Origin of the sequence: Flavobacterium croceum DSM 17960 (assembly GCF_002917885.1) — a bacterium.
Taxonomy (GTDB): domain Bacteria; phylum Bacteroidota; class Bacteroidia; order Flavobacteriales; family Flavobacteriaceae; genus Flavobacterium; species Flavobacterium croceum.
Genome location: NZ_PQNY01000004.1, coordinates 138,411 through 158,387, shown reverse-complemented (window position 1 = coordinate 158,387; position 19,977 = coordinate 138,411). Strand labels below are relative to the sequence as shown.

The following is a 19,977-nucleotide window of genomic DNA, read 5'->3' as shown; positions in this document are numbered from 1 at the left end:
AAATGTGGATATTAATTACTTATAACTCTAATACTGTTCTTCACATCTTCCGCAATTTTTCTAGCTTCGGTCATATTTTCATTGACAATGGTAACATGTCCCATTTTTCGGAAAGGGCGTGTTTCTCTTTTACCGTAAATATGAGGCGTAACACCATCGATTGCTATAATTTTTTCAATGTTTTCGTAAACTACTTGTCCTGAAAAACCTTCTTCACCCACCAAATTTACCATAATTCCGGCAACTTTACTATTGGTGTTTCCTAAAGGCAAGTTTAAAATAGCACGCAAATGATTTTCAAATTGCGATGTATAACTTGCTTCTATAGAATAATGTCCTGAATTGTGAGGTCTTGGAGCGACTTCGTTTACTAAAATTTGCTTCGCCAGTTCGTGCGGAGCACTCGGGTCATCATTGTTTGTTTGAAACATTTCTACAGCTAATAAACCAACGTGATTAAAAATGTTTGAAACTTTTAGAGCAATTTCAGTTGCTTTTTGAGCTACTTTTTCGTCAATACGTGCAGGGCAAATTACATATTCTACTTGATTGGCTTCGGGATGAAATTCCATTTCTACTACAGGATAGGTTTTTACTTCGCCCGAAACTGAACGCGCTACAATTACAGCCAACTCATTTTTAAACGGAATCATTTGTTCTGCTATACATTCTATGTTTGGTAAATTATCTAAATCAATTGTCGAACGTACTATTTTTACGCCGTTTCCGTCGTACCCAAATTGCGCAGATTTCCATACAAAAGGCATTTCTAGAGTGCCCAATGAAATAGCATTTTTAAGTGCATCTAAATCTATAAATCGTTTGTGGGGTGCTGTTGGAATGTTATGGGCAACATAAAAATCTTTTTGATTGCCTTTGTTTTGAATTAATTCTAAGGTTTTGGGCGAAGGGTAAATAGGTAAGCCTTCTTGTTCTAGTTTTTTTAATGCGTCTAAATTTACATTTTCTATTTCAATAGTAAGTAAATTTACTTTTTTACCAAAATTGTACACCGCATCAAAATCCATTAAATTGCCCGTAAAAAACTCACTGGCTCCAAACTTACAAGGAGCTTCGTTGCTTGGGTCGAGTACAAAGGTTTGAATGTCAAATTTTCGAGTTTCGGCAAGTAGCATTTTGCCCAATTGACCGCCACCAAGTATTCCTAGTTTAAAATCAGAAGAAAAATAGTTCATTGTGTTGTTGTTTGTTTCATCTGTTTGGCATTATGCCTCGAGTAGGCAAAGATAAATTATTTCTTTTTTTTATGTATTTTCTTAAGAGTTTCTTTTACGGTAAATTGTACACCTCTTGTGGTGTTGGTAGGTAAATCTTTTTCAAAAATGTATTCTAAATTTTCATAAATCCATGTGTGCTTGGTAGCTAAATGTAGCAAGGCATGTGTAGCGTAAGATAACGGAGCTGCTTTTCTAAAATCTATAGCTCGGTCTAAGCAAAATTCGATAATTTTTTCTTCTTGTACTTCTGTCAAAAGAATATTAGAATTACATAAAAACATACAAATTTTACTAGCGGGCCTTATTATACCATCGCCTTTAAAAGTTTTTAAAGCATTACAAAAATCTTCAATGTATAATGTATACAGAGTTATTTGTTCCTCACAAATAAGTTCTACAATCCAAAGTGCTTTATTTTGGTTTTTATCATTTGAATTACAAGCGATTTTATTTAAAATAGGTAGGAATTCAGGGTTTTTATAGATAAATTCCTTTTGTTCATCGCGTTGTTCACGATACGCTTTTATTTTTGAAAGTGATTCATAGTATGCTGTATTCATTTAGTAAATATATCTAATTTGCAAAAAACTATCAAAGAAATGTAAAATTATGATATAGGTTGCTTAATTTTGTTGTTTACTTAAAATAAAAACTAATTTATGATACATCTTCATGATAAATCTTTTGTCCCTTTTATTACTTCAGATGAGATAGAATTTGCTATTTCTAATTTGGCCAAGCAAATGGACGATGATTTTTTTGATGAAACACCTATTTTTATAGGAGTTTTAAATGGTTCGTTTATGGTTATGGCAGATTTGATGAAACATTACAGAGGTATGTGCGAAGTAAGTTTTGTAAAAGTGAGTTCATATCAAGGAACAGAATCTACCAATTCGGTAAAACAACTGATTGGACTTAACGAAAATTTAGAAGGTCGAACTGTCGTAATAGTTGAAGATATTATAGATACAGGGAATACTTTAGAAGAATTGAAAAATATTTTTAAAGACAAAAATTTAAAGCATTTAAAAATAGCCACTTTATTTTTTAAACCAGAAGCTTATAAAAAAGACATTAAAATCGATTATGTAGGCATTCGTATTCCTAACAAATTTATAGTAGGATATGGTTTAGATTATGACGGATTGGGAAGAAACTTGCCAGATGTTTATCAACTAGCTGAATAAATGATGATAGTACTTTATCCAAACGAAATTTTTAAGGAAGTAGAGCTTCCTCATAAATTAACCAAAAATTATGCGGTTTCAAATTATGGAAGGTTTATTAGTTTTGAACATGATTTGAATGAGGGTAGGTTGTTGAATTGTTCTTATACAAATGGTTATAAGCTTTTTAGGTATAAAATGCAAAAGAACAATATTATTTCAAACAAACATGTGTTTATATATAAATTGGTAGCCAATGCATTTCTTGAAAAACCAACCGAAGCGCATACAGAAATTATCCATTTGGATTATCAAAGTAATAATGATCATGTTTCTAATTTAAAATGGGTTACACCACAAGAGAAAAAAGAACATTACGAAAACAGTCCAAATGTAAAAATTGCAAGGCTAAATTTAATAGAGTATAATAAAAAAAGAGATGGAAAAAAGCTTACCTCTACACAAGTTATACGCTTAAAAAGAGAACTTGCAAACCCTTCTAGAAAAACGAGATTAAAAATTATTGCCAAAAGATTTAACATTAGCGAAATGCAGTTGTATAGAATCAAAAAAGGTGAAAACTGGAGTCATATAGAAATTTAATACAATTTTTTTAATAAAATAAAACTAAGAATGATAAACATAGTTCTTTTCGGTAAACCCGGAGCAGGAAAAGGCACACAAGCCGAATTTTTGAAAGAAAAATACAACTTAACTCATCTTTCTACAGGCGATATTTTTAGATACAATATTAAAAACGAAACCCAATTGGGTATGTTGGCAAAAACCTATATGGATAAAGGAGATTTGGTTCCCGATGAAGTTACAATCCAAATGCTTCAAAGTGAAGTAGACAAAAATCCTCACTCTGCAGGTTTTTTGTTTGATGGTTTTCCAAGAACTTTAGCTCAAGCAGCAGCATTAGATAAATTTTTAGAATCAAAAAATCAAAAAATAACAGCTACTGTAGCTTTGGAAGCCGATGATGAAATATTAGTAAAAAGACTTTTAGAGCGAGGAAAAACATCAGGAAGACCAGACGACCAAGACGAGGGAAAAATTAGAAATCGTTACCAAGAATATAATGAAAAAACGGCTCCTTTAATGGACTATTACAAGGCTCAACAAAAGTTTCATGCTGTAGACGGAATAGGAGAAATTCAAGAAGTTACAGAAAGATTGAGTAATGTTATAGATAATTTGTAGTTTTGCAGACAAATACAATTGCAAGTAATTTATATAAATTTGCTTGCAATTGTATTTAAAACGAAACATAACATTAATGGAAATAGTCATAATTCTTTTCTTAATACTACTTAACGGGGTATTTTCAATGTCAGAAATAGCTCTTATTTCGGCTCGAAAAAACCGTTTGGAAACTTCGGCAAAGAAAGGAAATAAAAATGCCAAAGCCGCTCTAGATTTGGCAAACTCTCCCAACGAATTTTTATCTACAGTACAAATAGGTATTACACTTATAGGTATATTAACGGGTATATATTCTGGCGATAAAGTAACAGAAGACGTTAAATTGTTTATAAGTCAATTTGAAGTTTTAGCCCCTTATGCGCAAAGTATAGCTGTAGGAGTTGTTGTGGTTACTTTAACTTTTTTCTCACTCGTTTTGGGTGAATTACTCCCAAAAAGAATAGGTCTAAATTATCCAGAAAGTATTGCAAAAACTGTGGCTTTACCTATGAAAGTAGTTTCAAAAGTTACCATGCCTTTTATTTGGTTACTTACAAAGTCTACCGATTTTATTCTAAAAATTTTACAAATAAAACCAACAGCAGACGGCAAAGTAACCGAAGAAGAAATAAAAGCAATTATTAAAGAAGGGACAGAAGTTGGTGAAGTTCAAGAAATTGAGCAAGATATTTTAGAACGCGTGTTTCATATTGGCGATAGAAAAATCAACTCTTTAATGACACATCGTTCGGACATAGTATATCTTACGCTAGATGATACAGTCGAAGAAATGAAAGCCAAAGTCCTTCATGAATTACATTCTGTATTTCCTGTGTGTAACGATAACCTAGATGAAATAGTAGGTGTCGTACTTTTAAAAGATTTGTTTACGAGTTTTGAGAGTGGTAATTTTGATTTACAAAAAATAGCCAAAGCCCCAGAATATCTTATCGAGCATACATCGGCATACAAAGCGTTGGAAATTTTTAAAAAGTCTAAAGTTCATTATGCGTTGATTGTAGATGAACATGCTGTTTTTCAAGGCATAATTACTTTAAACGATATTTTGGAAGCTTTAGTAGGTGATGCTTCAGATTTTGATGAAGATGAATACCAACTCATAGCCAATGAAGATGGTACTTGGATAGTTGATGGACAATATTCGCTACATGATTTTTTAACGTATTTTGATCTTGACGAGCACACAACAGACTACGAAGTAACTACTGTTAGTGGTTTTTTTATCACAGAGTTAGGTAATATTCCAAAACAAGGAGAAAAACTAATATGGAATAAGCTAGAGCTTGAAGCACAAAAAATGGATGGTGTTAAAATAGACAAGGTCCTAATAAAAACACTACAAGATTAATCATATATAAAAGTGAGTTTTATTTTTTAGATAGGTAAAACTCAACTTTAAACCTATATAAATTCTTGATATTAAAAAATTTAAAATCAATGATTTATTTTATACATAAAAAAGCAAATAATGACAGAAGGTAATTTTGTAGATTACGTAAAAATATATATTTCTTCAGGAAAAGGAGGGAAGGGTTCTACCCATTTGCATCGTGAAAAATTTATAGAAAAAGGAGGTCCAGACGGTGGTGATGGCGGTAGAGGAGGTCATATTATACTAAGAGGGAATAAGAATTTATGGACTCTGTTTCACTTAAAATTTACTAAACATGTAAAGGCTGGGCATGGAGGAGATGGAGGCAGTAGCCGAAGTACAGGTGCAGATGGAGAAGACAAAATTATAGAAGTACCACTTGGAACTGTTGTAAAAGATCAAGAAACGGAAGAAATTCTTTTTGAAATTACAGAACACGGTCAAGAAAAAATAGTAGCTAAAGGAGGTAAAGGCGGATTAGGTAATTGGCATTTTAGAAGTGCAACCAACCAAACACCACGTTATTCTCAACCAGGTATGCCTGCTGAAGAAAAAGATATCATATTAGAACTTAAAGTTCTTGCTGATGTTGGTTTGGTAGGTTTTCCAAATGCAGGAAAGTCTACATTATTATCAGTGCTAACTTCTGCCAAACCAAAAATAGCCGATTATCCTTTTACTACCTTAAAACCAAACTTGGGAATTGTAGCGTATAGAGATTTTCAGTCTTTTGTTATGGCAGATATTCCAGGCATTATTGAAGGAGCCGCAGAAGGAAAAGGGTTAGGACATTATTTTTTAAGGCATATAGAGCGCAATTCCACATTATTATTTTTAGTGCCAGCCGATGCTGATGACATTAAAAAAGAATATGAAATATTATTAGATGAACTTCGACGCTATAATCCAGAAATGCTCACAAAAGATAGGCTTTTGGTAATTTCAAAATCGGATATGCTCGATGATGAACTCAAAACCGAAATGAAACAATTGCTAGATGCTCAAATAAAAGGTGTTCCATATCTATTTATATCATCTGTAGCACAACAAGGCTTACAAGAGCTTAAAGATAAATTGTGGCAAATGCTCAATTAAATTTATATTTTTGTTTAAAAAATACATTACATTATGAAACTAAAATTACTTTTTTCAATTCTATTCATTCAGGTTGCTGTTGCACAACCTACGCAGAGAAATTGCGGAATGGAACAAAAAATGCAGCAAATAATGAGTAATCCTACAGAGAGACAACGTTATTTAGATATTCAGGCGAAGTTTGAAAAAGAATATAATAGATTACTGAGTCAATCTGTTTACTCAAAAAATTCTGCAGCGAGCCCAGCTGCAACTATTGTAATTCCTGTTGCCGTACATTTTCCTTCTGTATCTAGTACAGCATCTGCCGCAGACAAAGATTGCCTAAGAGCTTTAGCACAATCTCAAATTAATGTAATTAATGCAGATTATAATGCGGCGAATGCAGATTTGTCTAACTGGACAGGAGGGGTTAATGCTTTATATCCAGGTATTACAGTGGGGAATATGAATATTCAATTTCAAATTGCTACTCAAAACCATCCAGCTGGAACAGGAATCCCAAACGGTACAGTTGCAGTAACTTTCGGTACAGATTTTTTAAATGGAGCAGACAGCGATACTACTTGGGCAGGTTATATGAACTTTGTTGTTAGAGATGAGGGAGCAACTACTCTAGGTTATTCTCCTTTAGCGGGTTCTCCAAGCGCAGGACATACTGTTGTTATGAATACTTTTTGTTTTGGTTCTGGATCTGGTTGTAGTAGTACCGGATATCAACCAGCTTCACCTTTTGATTTAGGAAGAACGGTTACTCATGAATTAGGTCATTTTTTTAATTTAGATCATACTTTTGCTGGGTGTTCAACATCTTCAAATTGTTCTACGGCAGGAGATAAAGTTTGTGATACTCCTGCATCAAGTGCTGAGTCTTATGGTTGTCCTACTCCCGGATCTGTATTGCAATGTAATGGAACAAAAGTTTTAACTATGAACTATATGGATTATGTTGATGATGCTTGTATGTATATGTTTACTTCAGGTCAAGCCACAAGAATGTTAGCCTATTACAATGTAATTAAAACACAATACTTAACAAATGTTTTAGGTAATACAGAGTTTTTATCAAATAATTTCTCAATAACTCCAAATCCAAGTAAAGGAGATATTGTTATTACTCTTAAAAGTGAAACTCCAAATTATTCTATAGAGATATTTGATATATCTGCAAAAACTATATATCAAGAAAATTTTAAAAACACATCAGGGTTAGTTCAAAATGTATCCATTCCAAATGCTCAAACAGGAATATATTTTGTTAATATTACAACTCCAGAAGGAATCATTACTAAGAAATTGTTAATAGAATAAGTGTATTATACAAATAAAAACAAAGAGGTTCTCTAAAGGAGAATCTTTTTGTTTTTAACGAAACTATATTTAATCAATATTGTAACAATTTATTACTTTTATAGACAAATTTTACTGAAATTAATATTTAATCAACAATGAAAAAAATTATCTTATCCCTTATTGCTGCAATTATGTTAGTACCTACTACTGTAAAAGCAGACGAAGGAATGTGGTTTTTAATGTTTATAGAACGTTTAAACCACCGCGATATGCAAAAAATGGGCTTACAACTTACAGCCGAAGAAATTTATAGCATAAACAATCATTCTTTAAAAGATGCTATTGTTCAATTCAACGGTGGCTGTACAGCAGAAATCATTTCTAAAGATGGATTAGTATTAACAAACCACCATTGTGGTTATGATGCTATTGCCGAATTGTCTACTGCAGAGAAAAACTATTTAAAAAATGGGTATTGGGCAGCAGACAAAAAAGGAGAATTAAAACCCTCTAGTTTGTATGTACGATTTTTTGTCCGTATGGACGATTGTTCAAAACGTATTTTATCGGTTGTAAATGATGCTATGAGCGAAGCCGAAAGAGAAAAAGCAATCAATCAAGAAATTGCTAAAATAGAAAAAGAAAACAATGAAGGAGGAAAATATGTAGTTTCTGTAAAATCCTTCTTTCAAGGAAATGAATATTACTATTTTGTTTATCAAGATTATAAAGATGTTCGTTTAGTAGGAACTCCACCAGAAAGTTTAGGAAAATTTGGTGGCGATACAGACAATTGGGAATGGCCACGTCAAACAGCAGATTTTTCTATGTTTAGAGTATATGCCGACAAAGACGGAAACCCAGCAGAATATTCAGAAAACAATGTTCCTTTACAGCCTAAACACTATTTGCCTGTAAATATCAATGGTGTAAAAGAAAACGATTTTGCTATGATATTGGGTTATCCAGGTCGTACCAACCGTTGGATGCCTGCTAGTGGTATTGATCAAAATGTAAAATTTGCGTATCCTGCTTGGGTAGAAGGAGCAAAAACAGGTATGGACCAAATGAAAAAGTATATGGATATGGGCGACGATTTACGTCTTATTTATGCTTCGAAATATGCTTCAACTGCCAATTACTGGAAAAACCGTCAAGGAATGATTGATGCTTTGACAAAATTCCAAACTGCAAAAACAAAAGCGGCACAAGAAGAAAAGTTTAATGCTTGGGCAAATAAACCAGAAAATAAAGAAAAATACGGTACCGTAGTAGAAACTATAAACAACTACTACAAAATGACCAACGAAAAATCGCGTCATGACAATTACATGATGCAATTGTTTAGAACTTCTGGACTTTTTGGTGTTTGCAGAGGACTAGGTAAACCACTAGATGTGTATACAAAAGCAGGAGAAGCTCAACGAAAAGAAATGGCTCCAAAACTTCAAGAAGCCGTTAAAGAGATGTTTAAAGAACTTTACATTCCTGCTGAAAAAGATATTTTGGCTGCACAATTACAATTGTATGTTACAAAAGCAGGCTATGCTTTGGCGCCTTATGCTAAAAAAATTGGAGATGAAAATGCAAACGATTTCAGTGCTTACATAAGTAAAGCTATCGATGCTAGTATTTTTGGTTCAGAAGAAAAAATAAATGCTTTCTTAAACAATCCTAGTCAAGATGCTTTAGATAACGATGAGTTATACAAACTTGTAAACGATTTATTTACTCATTATTCAGCAAAATCACCAGAACTAGCCAAAGCGCAAAACGATTTTGGAGCATCATACCGCAAATTGGTTGAAGGACTTCGTGTTTCTGGTATAGGTACTATAAAATATCCAGATGCGAACTCTACTTTGCGTCTTACTTATGGTAAAGTTCGTTCATTACCTGCAGATAAGCGCAATCCTGTAAGCATTAACAACTACACAACATTATCTAGTCAAGTAGCAAAATACAAAAAAGATGATGCAGAATTCGACCTTCCAACAAAAGTTTTAGACATGGAAAAATCTAAAGATTATGGTCGTTATGCAGATAAAGATGGTTCTTTACATTTAAATTTCCTTACAGATAATGACATTACAGGTGGTAACTCGGGTTCGCCAGTGTTAAACGGAAAAGGAGAATTGATAGGCTTAGCCTTTGATGGTAACATTGAAGCTATGGCAGGCGATGTAATATTTGATAGTAATTTACAAAGAACTATAAATGTTGATATTCGTTATGTACTTTGGGTAATTGAGAAATTCTCAAACGCAAAACATATTGTAGATGAAATGACTTTAGTAGCTCCACCAACGCCTAAGGTTGCACCAAAAAAAGCAGTTAAAAAGAAAGTTGTAACTAAGAAAAAAGTTAAAGCATAATAACTTATTTTAAACTTAAAAAAACCGACTAGTTTTTTTGCTAGCCCGGTTTTTTTTATTCAGTTTTTAAAATGATGTTGGTAGAATGCGAATTGAATTCGGGCGCATACATACTTTGGATAGTTGAAACACCAGTGTTAAATGTTCCTGCATTATTTACTCTAAGTTGATATTCAATAATGTAGGAGCCTTTTTTTATTGTGTCAAAAAAGAAATGTACCGCTATATCTTTGGTACTCATATAATAAGTCAAATTATCTTGACTCTTATATGAAGAAATTACATCTATTGGTTCTAGGCAACTTGCTCTAGGGTCTTTTAAATGTACAAATTCTAAATCGTTAGCGGTTGTAATAATAAGTTGAACGGTTATTATATCGCCAATCTTTATGTTATCATTTGTTAAAGCTATTAAGTGGCTGCCTTTTTCATTTTTAATAGTTTTGTAAAGATTTTTAGAAATAGATATTTCAGAATTAGTATCGTTTTTTATTGATTCTAAATTTTCAAAATATTGCCAATATATTCCTCCAAATCCAGTAACTGACGACTTGTTTTCTATGGATACTTGTGCCATATCTTTAATAATTTCATTAGACTTGTAATTCATTTTTAGATACCCTGTTTCGGTTTCTTTTTCAGGTAATTTTTCGGTTAGAATATTTTTGTTACCAATTTTAATAGCAGTGTTATTTTTTATAGAACTCCAATTGCTACCTTGCATAAACAATGCATATATGGCTTCGGTTGTAGATTTGGTAGTAGGCCAATTGTGCAACTGTTTTTGTCGTAGTAACCACACTTTCATTTCATCTATATAGGTTGTGTCTTTGTCAATTTCACTAAATGCTTCAATCAATAATGCCTGTGTTTCTATAGACGATTGATGCCAAAAAGAACCATTTTTATTTTCTACCCAGTACATTACGTTTTCTTCATTTCTAGAAACAGTTTGTTTTAAATGAGTAATAATTTTATTAGCAAATTCATTTTCATTGTATCTATTCATAACAATTGCTAACAAGGCTTTCTGATATAGACTATATTGAATCCAATTTTTTTTCAAATTATTTTTTTCTATAGAAATTAGGGAGTCTAGTTTTTTAGAAATAGGCATTTTTTCGATATAAAAACTTCTAGCGTATAAATAATGCAAATTGATTATAGATTCTTTGCCATTTTCGTTGTGTTGGATAGTGTATTTTTTATCCATATATGGGATAGCTTTTGCAACTATCTTATCAAAAGCATATTCCTTTTGAGGAAACATTTTTGATAAATGACCTAAACCAGCTATAATATGTTGAGTTATGAACAAATTTTCTACCCCGCCATCAAACCAAGAAAATGCTCCAGAAGGCAATTGTTTTTCTTCTAGTTTTTTAATGGTGTTTTCTTGCATTTTTTTCAATGTGTTTGATTCTAGTAGCAGAGCTAAACGCTTGTTTTTTTGCTCTTCACTTTCGGTATCGAGTAACCAAGGTGTTTCAGATAAAGCTATAGATTTTAGGTTTTCATTTTTATCAAGTTTAGATATAGAACTTGTGTTGTTTTTCCAATGATTGAGTAATTCTGAAATTTTTGGATTGCTGTTTATTATTTCAAAGCCAATAAAATTGCTGTAATATTTAGCAAACGTTTGTTCGGCACAATCGTGTTCGTATTCTATCAAATAAGGTAAAGATTGTAGCGCCAGCCATGTAGGATTAGATGTGTATTCTAATGTGAATTGATGATTTTTTACTGTTTTTGAAATATTGTTTTTAAGATTATCAAAAATAAATTCCTTTTTTGAATTGCCTTTTATCCAAATAGGAATACTCTCGGTTATTAAAATTTTATTGCTTAAAACGGGTAAAATATTTTCCTCTCCATCGCTGTAATTACCCGATTTTGCAACGATTTTATATTGTAAACCTTGCAAATTTTCTGGAACAGTAATTGTCCAACTTACAGAAACACTTTGATTGGGTTTACATATAAAACTTTTTGGAGTGCTATTTATTTTGTCTAAAACTTCCATACTATTTGCATTGTATAGCAATAGCATAACAGTTCCTGATTTGGTTTCATAGGTCATATTTACAACTTTGGCTTTTAGAGTTATAACATCTTTTTCTCGAACAAATCTTGGCATATTAGTTTGAACCATAATGTCTTTTTGCGAAATAACTTTGGTTTCAAAATATGTAGTTTCTGCATTTTTATTATGAGCAAATAGACGTAATTTCCATTCTGTTAATGACTCTGGAGTGGTAAAGTTGAAAGAAATTTTTCCATCGTTATCAGTTTTTAAATGTGGATAAAAAAATGCAGTTTCATTAAAATTGGTTCTAGTTTTTACCATAGACAATTCTTTTATGCCTTTTTTGGTGGTTATTATTATTAAACCGTTACTAGCGTTGTTGCCATATAAGACAGTTGTAGTACTGTTTTTTACTAAATCTATCGATAGAATTTCGTCTTGATTTATGGAGGTAACATCTCCATAAAACGGCACTCCGTCTATAACATAAAGAGGCGTACTATTGTTGTTAATACTAGTTGTACCTCTAATAATTACTTTTCCAGAGGCTCCAACTTGACCATCATTAAATATTTTTATACCTGCAACTTTCCCCTGTAAAGCTTTGTTGTATAGGTTGCCTCTGTAGTAGTTAAAGTCGTTTTGTTCTTGAACTATAGATCCGCTTAAGGAATTTTTTACATTTTTTGACATACCATATAAAATATCTTCATCCTCATCAGAAAAATCTCTTTTAATCCCCATAGCAGTTATTACAACACTTTCTAGTAATCTTTCGTTAGCTTCTAATTCAATGATAAAATCATGTTTTTTTGCTATTACAAATTCTTGTTTTTTAAACCCTACACCACTTATAATTATGGTATCTCCTTCTACGGCATATAGGTCGAAGTTACCATCAAAATTGGTTTGAACACCTCTTTTAGTGCCTTTTACTACAACATTTATACCTGGGGTGGGCACGCCTTTCGTGTCAATTATTTTTCCACTTATTTGTTTAGATTTTTTTGGAATATCTAAAGTGGTTTGTATGGATTCTAAATATTTTTTTTGAACAAAATTGTTTTTGGGGTTGTTAAAATCAAAACCGAATGATTTAATGTATGGATTTCTGTTTGAATAAAAATAATATTTTTTTGAATGAATAAAATTGTTAATGTATAAATAACTTTTGGTTGGTTGATACTTTTCTATAGATGAAAAATTGGGCTCATTATTGTTGTAAAATTTAATTCCTTTCCATGGATTTATACCAAATAGATCTAACGAAATATCGTACATACTTGCTAGTATCTCCGACTCTAATTTTGAATTAATAATTTTAAACGACCAGTTTTCTTCACTTCCGGGTTCTATTTTACTTCGTAAACTTTGAACTTCAATTTTTAATTTTTCTACTATAGAATCTTCATTTATAGTACACGTTTTTGAATAGCTGTTGTTTTCCCAAATGCTTGAAAAATGAAAATTAACAATGTTTTTATTGTTACTGTTTTTGGCAAATTTTAAAATACCTTTGCCATTATTGAGTTGTATTGTTTGTAGATTTTGCAACTTATTTTGGTTGTCATAATAACGTGCTGTAACGTAAATATTTGGTTTATTTGATAAAATTTCAATAATATGATGCGTAGCGTTTTTGTTAGATATATCTCGATAGGTAAACAGCTCGTGTTGTGATAATGGGTTTTGTTTAGATTTTATAGATATGATTCGTTCGGTTTTTATTAAATTATTCTGGTCATCATAGGATTCTAGTACTATTTTTAGATTGGTGTTTGAATAATTTTTCAAAAAATCTAATGCAATGGTATTGTTTACTTTGGTGTTAAAATCTATAGTTTTTACAAGGGTTTCATTAGGTATTAAATCTTCTGTGCTATAGGGCTCGTTTGGAAACAACTGTTCAAAAGTTTCTCTGTTAAACCCCTGAATTGAAGGTATATCGTAAAACCTTTGGTTTAAGTAAAGTTTTTGTTTTCGTTCATATATTTTAATAACGCCAATTGCATTTATAGCAAAATTATTGAGTGTTGTGGCTTCTATTGTTAAATTGTTTTTATCTTCACAGTAAATTGTCGGATTTACTTTTGCTTTTAATTGCAATGTTTCTTTGCCAACTTTAATAGTTTGTTTGGCTGTTCTTGTTTCTCCATTAGTGTCAATAACATTGCAATTTACCGTGTAGGTTATCAATTGTATAGAGTCGAGTTTGGTTGTATTATCAATTATTTCAATTTCAAAATTGCCCTTTTCATCAGTAGTTATTGTGTTTTCAATATAGTTTTCTTGGTTTGACACATATTCATTCTTTTTTGAAATACTTTTTGAAACATTAAACTTTACCGTTGCATTTGTTAAAGTGTTTCCTGCTAGTGCTTTGGCATTTCCTTTTATTTTTAGGGTATCACCAAGTTTATAATTTTCTTTTATGTTTTCAAATGTCACTTCAAATGTTGGACGTTTATATTCTTCTACCATAAAAGCAAATTCTTCTTTGCCAACAAAGTCCACATTATCCCAAAACGAATGTTTGTCATTTTTTATGTCATAATACTTTGTATCTGTTTCAATATTATCTGCTTGGTCTATATTAATGCTAAATTCGCCAGTTAATTCATTTTTTGGAATATCAAACTCACCCGAAAAACTTCCAAATTCATTTGTTTGTGCATCAAATTCTTTTAATATTTTATGACTTGCATTTTCTATGCTAATATGAATACTTACAAAAGGAACAACACTTTTTTCAAAATCTTTTTTTTGTATTAAAATGCCTTTATAATACATTTTCTGGCCAGGTCTATAAATAGCTCGGTCAAAATGAAGCATTACTTGTGATTCAAAAATGCTGTAATCATCTTGCTTTTCTTTATTTTCTGAAAGTGAAAAATGCCGATTGTATTTTGTAATAAGAGTGTCATTTTCAAATGAAATTTCTAGTTTTTCGTAATAATTTTTATCTTTTTCAAAAGGCTTCAAATTAAAGTAAGCATTGCCATATTTATTGGTTAATATTTTTTCATCAGAATTTTTTACAACTACATTTTCCAATGGTTTGCCTGTTTTTCTATGATAAATATAAAATGCATCTTTTTTATTTTCATTATCTTCAACAACATATATATTAGTAGTAAGAATAGTGCTATAGGTGTATGCTTTGTCTTTTTCGTTTATATTGTTGTTAGCCTCTATATAAATCAAGTAGTTGCCTATGTCTAATTTTTCTAACAAAAATTCTGTAGAATTTTCTAAATGATTATTTGCGTTTGACAACTTTATTTTTTGAATCTTGAATGCTTTATTTTTGTTTATAAAAACATTAACTAATGAGTCTTTGTTTATTTTGTTTAATGTTCCATTGTAATAATTGTATTCTAAATTTTCATTAAATTTTTGAGGAAAACGATAGTACGAAACGGTTATAGAATCTACATTTTTAAAATTTACAAAGGCACGTAAATTTTCATTAGGATAACTCGTTTTTGGTAAGTTTATGGATAATTGTTTTCTAAGTATATTATTTTTTATGTTTTCTGCTTTATACAATGCGGAATAGTTAATTTTTTGTTGCAATATACTATCTAACAATAGTAAAGATTTTTCATGTAAATTCTCTTTTTTCTCATAAGTCAATTGATTGTAATATTCTGCTCTATCAACCTTTAAATCTTGTAAAAGGTATTTGTTGTTAGTTGTTTTTTCTAGAGCAATTGTTTTTGTAAAATATGTGTCTAAATTTAAACCACTGTTTACAAAAAGATTCATTCGATTATAATATGCTACATCTACTTTGTTTTTATCAGCATAAAAATAATGCCTTTCATAATCTTGCATAATTTCAATTAATTTTTGTATATTTTTTTCCGGAATACTAGCAGAATTAAACAATATAAACTGTTCTGAAGGTTCATAAAGTATTGTGTAATCAAAATTTAAAAACTGCTTTTTTAAATTGTACCAATTGGAAACTTTTGATTTGTAGTGAAGTAAACATTTAGAAAACAAAAAATCATAAACACTAAAATTGTTGATATCAATATCGGGGGAAATTTCAAAAATATCTTTATAATTCGCTATAGAAACATTAACTAGATTAGATTTGTTTTTTAAAATATCTTGATAAGCGTTTTCAATTTCGATATCAAAATTAGACATTGTCCATAAAAGAAATTTTCTATTTTCTATGTTTTGAACATCTGTTCTTTTTCTAATGTTATAATTGTTGTTGATGTAAGATTCTAATATTGAAGAATATATGTAGTTTAACAATGATTTAGCAACAGGTTTAGCCATTTTAATTTCTTGTTGCAAATTATTTATTATTTCAGACTGAGCATCTTCATTAACAACTTGTTCAAATTTTGACAAGTAGAAAAAGCATTTCACAATTTGTTCTTCATTATTTTTGCGTTTTGCGTTTTTATAAATTTTTTCAACTTCTTTTTGGGCGAGTTTGATTTCACCGTTTAATTCATATTTATACACAGTTTTCCATGTGTCGTTACGCTGTCCAAAAACCATAACAGAAAATAGTAAAACAAGTGTTAAGTAGATTTTTTGCATAAAAAAATAATTTCTAAATATATAGAGTTTAAATACAAATAAAAGGTTGGAAACAACAATTAAAAATAATTAAACGTATAAAAATAAAGCTAAAGTACTTCTATTTTCTTATTTTTGAACTTATTTTTTTAAAATGAAATACTTATTGTTTTTATTTTTGGTTCAAATTGCTTTTTCTCAATCGTCATTTGAAAAAGCAGAAAAATTATTCGAACAAAAAAAATACGAAGAGGCTAAGGTCTTATTTGAAACTTATTTAAAATCCAATCCAAATCACATAAAAACAATAGAGTATATTGGTGATTGCGCTGGGCAGCTTAAAGATTGGGATCAAGCGATAAAGCAATACAAAACGTTGAAAGATAAGTTTCCAAAAAGTGCCAATTATTGGTATAAATATGGAGGTGCTATGGGTATGAAAGCAAAATCGGTAAACAAGTTCAAAGCACTAAGTATGATAAACGATGTTGAACAAGCTTTTTTAACCGCCGCTAAACTCGATGCAAAGCACGTTGAAACCCGTTGGGCATTAGTGTTTTTATATCTAGAATTACCTGCAATTATAGGAGGTAGCGAAAAAAAAGCTCAAAAATATGCCGATGAGTTAATGAACATTTCCAAAGTTGATGGTTATTTGGCAGATGGTTATATAAACGAATATTTTAAAAGATATAATAAAGCCGAAAAGAATTATATAGATGCCCATGAACTAGGAAATTCAAAAACAACATTTAAAAAACTTTACGATTTTTATTATAATAAATTAAAAAATAAAGCAAAAGCCGAAAAGCTTAAAGAACAATTCGATAAAAAATAACAAAACTCAAATAGCAAATTCCAAAACTTTAGCTCGTTGGAATTTGGTGTTTTACTAATTAAAATTTCAAATGCGTACACATTTCATAGCTATTGGTGGTGCTGCCATGCACAATTTAGCATTGGCTCTACACGATAAAGGATATAAAGTAACAGGTAGCGATGATGCTATATTCGAACCCTCTAAGTCAAGATTACAAAACAAAGGATTATTACCCGAATCATTAGGTTGGTTTCCCGAAAAAATTACGACCGATGTCGAGGCTATCATACTAGGAATGCATGCCAAACCAGATAACCCAGAACTGTTAAAAGCGCAACAGTTGGGTTTAAAAATTTATTCTTACCCCGAATTTCTCTACGAACAATCAAAAAACAAAACACGAGTAGTAATAGGAGGTTCTCATGGAAAAACAACAATTACATCCATGATTTTACATGTAATGAATTACCATAATATTGCCGTAGATTATATGGTTGGAGCACAATTGGAAGGTTTTGACACGATGGTGCATCTTACAGAAGAAAACGATTTTATTGTTTTGGAAGGCGATGAATATCTTTCTTCGCCCATGGATAGAAGACCAAAATTTCACTTATACCAGCCCAATATTGCATTGCTCTCTGGAATAGCTTGGGATCATATTAATGTGTTTCCAACTTTTGAAAATTATGTAGAACAATTTGAAATTTTTGTAAACCAAGTTACCAGCGGAGGAATTTTGGTATACAATGAAGAAGATTTGGTGGTAAAAAAAGTAGCTGAAGAAACTCAAAATCCAATACGAAAAATACCTTATCAAACCGCTTTATACAAGGTTGAAAATGGAAAAACACTTCTTGAAACGCCAAATGGTTTTATGCCTATAGAAATTTTTGGAGCCCATAATTTAAACAATCTTTCAGGTGCAAAATGGATATGCCAATGTATGGGTGTAGATGAAGCCGATTTTTATGAAGCTATAGCAACATTTAAAGGAGCTTCTAAACGATTAGAAAAAATAGCCGAAAGCAACAACAAAGTAGCTTACAAAGATTTTGCACATTCGCCAAGTAAAGTAGCCGCAACTACAAAAGCAGTAAAAAATCAATATCCTAATCGAAAATTGGTAGCTTGTTTAGAATTGCATACATACAGTAGTCTAAATGCTGATTTTTTAAAAGAATACGAAGGCGCATTGGATGCCGCAGATGTTGCTGTTGTTTTTTATTCGCCCGATGCTGTAAAAATTAAACAGTTGGAAGAAGTAAGCTACGAGCAAATTGCACAAGCATTTAAGCGAAACGATTTACTAATCTACACACAACCAGCCGAGTTTAAAGAATTTCTTTTTACGTATAATCTTGATGCGTGTGCATTACTCTTAATGAGTTCTGGAAATTATGGCGGATTGGATTTTGAAGAAGTAAAACAGTTAATAAAATAGATATTATCCTAAGAAATGTGTTAAAAGGGTTTACTTGGTGTACTTGTAATGCCCTACAATACTATACTCAAAAAGACAATCTTCTAGCACTTGTCCGTTGCCTATATTATGAACTATTAAATGTCTTTTACCATCTTGAGACTTTTTATGGGTAATAATGCCAATATGAGGTAATTTATCGTTAATAAGCCACGTTACTATTTCTCCTGTTTTGTAGTCGTCAGCATTTTTTGTTATGGGTAGTTTTTCTCCTTTTCGGGCAAAAAAGACTTCTAGATTGGGCACTCTTCTATGGTCTATATTTGTGTCGGTCGATTTGAGCCCCCATTTTTTTAAATTCGGATAAGCCTCAAAATGCGCAAGCATATCTTCATGCACTTCTTTTTGTAGGTCGATGCCTAGTTTTCTATAACTTCGTATTACAACATCTGTGCATACACCAGTTTTTGCAGGCACATCACCATTTGGGTATTTAATTTTTACATAATCTGGTGTATATACAATGCTTGCATCGATAATTGAAAGAGCAGCATTTGAAAGTTTTTCTTCAAAAGATATGGGTTTTTGCTGTTTACGATATTCCGTTTTATTATGACTACACATCATAAAAAGCATGAGCAAAAGAAGTAAATGAAGTATTTTCATGTTGTTGTTTTCAATACTAAACGCATTTTTTTGTTTATTTGTATACCATGAATCTAGAAAATAATTCTTTTTCGATAAAAAATTGGGCAGAAGATGATAAGCCTCGAGAAAAGCTCATGCTTAAAGGCAAAGAATCTTTAAGCGATGCCGAACTTGTAGCAATACTTATTGGTTCTGGAAATAAAAATGAAAGTGCGGTAGACTTGTCAAAAAGAATTCTTGCAAGCGTTGATAATAACTTAAATAAGTTGGGCAAACTTACCCTTAAACAATTGATGTTGTTTAAAGGAATAGGAGAGGCCAAAGCCATTTCTATTGCTGCTGCCTTAGAATTAGGAAGGCGTAGAAGAGAAGAAGACACTATAGAATTAAAAAAAGTTACTTCAAGTAAAGCTGTTTTTGAAATTATGCAACCTATTGTAGGCGAATTGCCTCATGAGGAGTTTTGGGTTTTGTATTTAAATAATGCCAATAGAGTAGTGTATAAGTCTCAAATTGCAAAAGGAGGCATTACAAGTGCTTTGGTAGATGTTCGCTTAATTTTTAAAACAGCTTTAGAACAAAGTGCTGTGTCTATTATTTTGGTTCATAATCATCCATCGGGTAAATTGGAAGCAAGCCAAGAAGACAAAGCAATAACCCAAAAAATTAAAACAGTAGGCAATTACATGGATATAGCAGTTTTAGATCATATTATTATTACCGAAAAAGAGTATTTAAGTTTTCAAGATGAAGGAATATTTTAG

At 31.1% G+C, this 19,977-nt stretch carries 13 protein-coding genes and 1 pseudogene; 10 read left to right on the top strand and 4 right to left on the bottom strand.

The window, feature by feature from the left end:
• Window positions 1-11 precede the first annotated feature (11 nt).
• Both Q361_RS04340 and Q361_RS04335 read right to left on the bottom strand, forming a co-directional pair.
• Window positions 12-1,196 (bottom strand): 5-(carboxyamino)imidazole ribonucleotide synthase, encoded by a 1,185-nt coding sequence (locus Q361_RS04340; protein WP_103725490.1) that lies wholly within the window; start codon window positions 1,194-1,196, stop codon window positions 12-14.
• A 56-nt stretch (window positions 1,197-1,252) separates the two neighbouring features.
• A complete protein-coding gene (locus Q361_RS04335; RefSeq protein WP_103725489.1) occupies window positions 1,253-1,798 on the bottom strand; it encodes a hypothetical protein in 546 nt (181 codons plus the stop codon).
• 99 nt (window positions 1,799-1,897) lie between these two features.
• On the opposite strand from Q361_RS04335, the gene hpt reads away from it, so the two are divergent.
• From hpt to Q361_RS04300, 7 genes and pseudogenes are all read left to right on the top strand, one after another.
• The gene (gene hpt / locus Q361_RS04330; protein ID WP_103725488.1) at window positions 1,898-2,428 is read left to right on the top strand and encodes a hypoxanthine phosphoribosyltransferase; all 531 of its coding nucleotides are present in this window, start codon (window positions 1,898-1,900) and stop codon (window positions 2,426-2,428) included.
• Window positions 2,429-3,010: an NUMOD4 domain-containing protein gene (locus Q361_RS04325; RefSeq protein ID WP_103725487.1), complete on the top strand. Its 582-nt coding sequence runs from the start codon at window positions 2,429-2,431 to the stop codon at window positions 3,008-3,010. It abuts the gene before it with no gap.
• A 30-nt stretch (window positions 3,011-3,040) separates the two neighbouring features.
• Window positions 3,041-3,613: an adenylate kinase gene (locus tag Q361_RS04320; protein WP_103725486.1), complete on the top strand. Its 573-nt coding sequence runs from the start codon at window positions 3,041-3,043 to the stop codon at window positions 3,611-3,613.
• 127 nt (window positions 3,614-3,740) lie between these two features.
• Window positions 3,741-4,964, top strand: a complete 1,224-nt coding sequence (locus Q361_RS04315; RefSeq protein ID WP_245874608.1) for a hemolysin family protein — start codon at window positions 3,741-3,743, stop codon at window positions 4,962-4,964.
• A gap of 120 nt (window positions 4,965-5,084) precedes the next feature.
• Entirely contained in the window at window positions 5,085-6,083 is a 999-nt protein-coding gene (gene obgE, locus Q361_RS04310; protein WP_103725484.1) for a GTPase ObgE, read from the top strand.
• Between the two features lie 33 nt (window positions 6,084-6,116).
• A complete protein-coding gene (locus tag Q361_RS04305) occupies window positions 6,117-7,394 on the top strand; it encodes a zinc-dependent metalloprotease (RefSeq protein ID WP_103725483.1) in 1,278 nt (425 codons plus the stop codon).
• Window positions 7,395-7,531: 137 nt separating this feature from the next.
• Window positions 7,532-9,673: pseudogene (locus Q361_RS04300) on the top strand (S46 family peptidase); the annotation flags it as partial.
• Between the two features lie 133 nt (window positions 9,674-9,806).
• Here the strand turns inward: Q361_RS04300 and Q361_RS04295 are convergent.
• Window positions 9,807-16,343, bottom strand: a complete 6,537-nt coding sequence (locus tag Q361_RS04295) for an alpha-2-macroglobulin family protein (RefSeq protein ID WP_103725481.1) — start codon at window positions 16,341-16,343, stop codon at window positions 9,807-9,809.
• 133 nt (window positions 16,344-16,476) lie between these two features.
• Here Q361_RS04295 and Q361_RS04290 point away from each other — a divergent pair, with 133 nt between their 5' ends.
• Both Q361_RS04290 and Q361_RS04285 read left to right on the top strand, forming a co-directional pair.
• Complete coding sequence (locus Q361_RS04290) at window positions 16,477-17,160, top strand: tetratricopeptide repeat protein (RefSeq protein WP_103725480.1); 684 nt, start codon at window positions 16,477-16,479, stop codon at window positions 17,158-17,160.
• A 70-nt stretch (window positions 17,161-17,230) separates the two neighbouring features.
• Entirely contained in the window at window positions 17,231-18,586 is a 1,356-nt protein-coding gene (locus Q361_RS04285; protein ID WP_103725479.1) for a UDP-N-acetylmuramate--L-alanine ligase, read from the top strand.
• Window positions 18,587-18,616: 30 nt separating this feature from the next.
• Here the strand turns inward: Q361_RS04285 and Q361_RS04280 are convergent, their stop codons facing one another.
• Window positions 18,617-19,231 carry a DUF1287 domain-containing protein gene (locus tag Q361_RS04280; protein ID WP_103725478.1) on the bottom strand — a complete coding sequence of 205 codons (615 nt, stop codon included), beginning with the start codon at window positions 19,229-19,231 and terminating at the stop codon, window positions 18,617-18,619.
• Between the two features lie 47 nt (window positions 19,232-19,278).
• Here Q361_RS04280 and radC point away from each other — a divergent pair, with 47 nt between their 5' ends.
• Window positions 19,279-19,977 carry a RadC family protein gene (radC, locus tag Q361_RS04275; protein WP_103725477.1) on the top strand — a complete coding sequence of 233 codons (699 nt, stop codon included), beginning with the start codon at window positions 19,279-19,281 and terminating at the stop codon, window positions 19,975-19,977.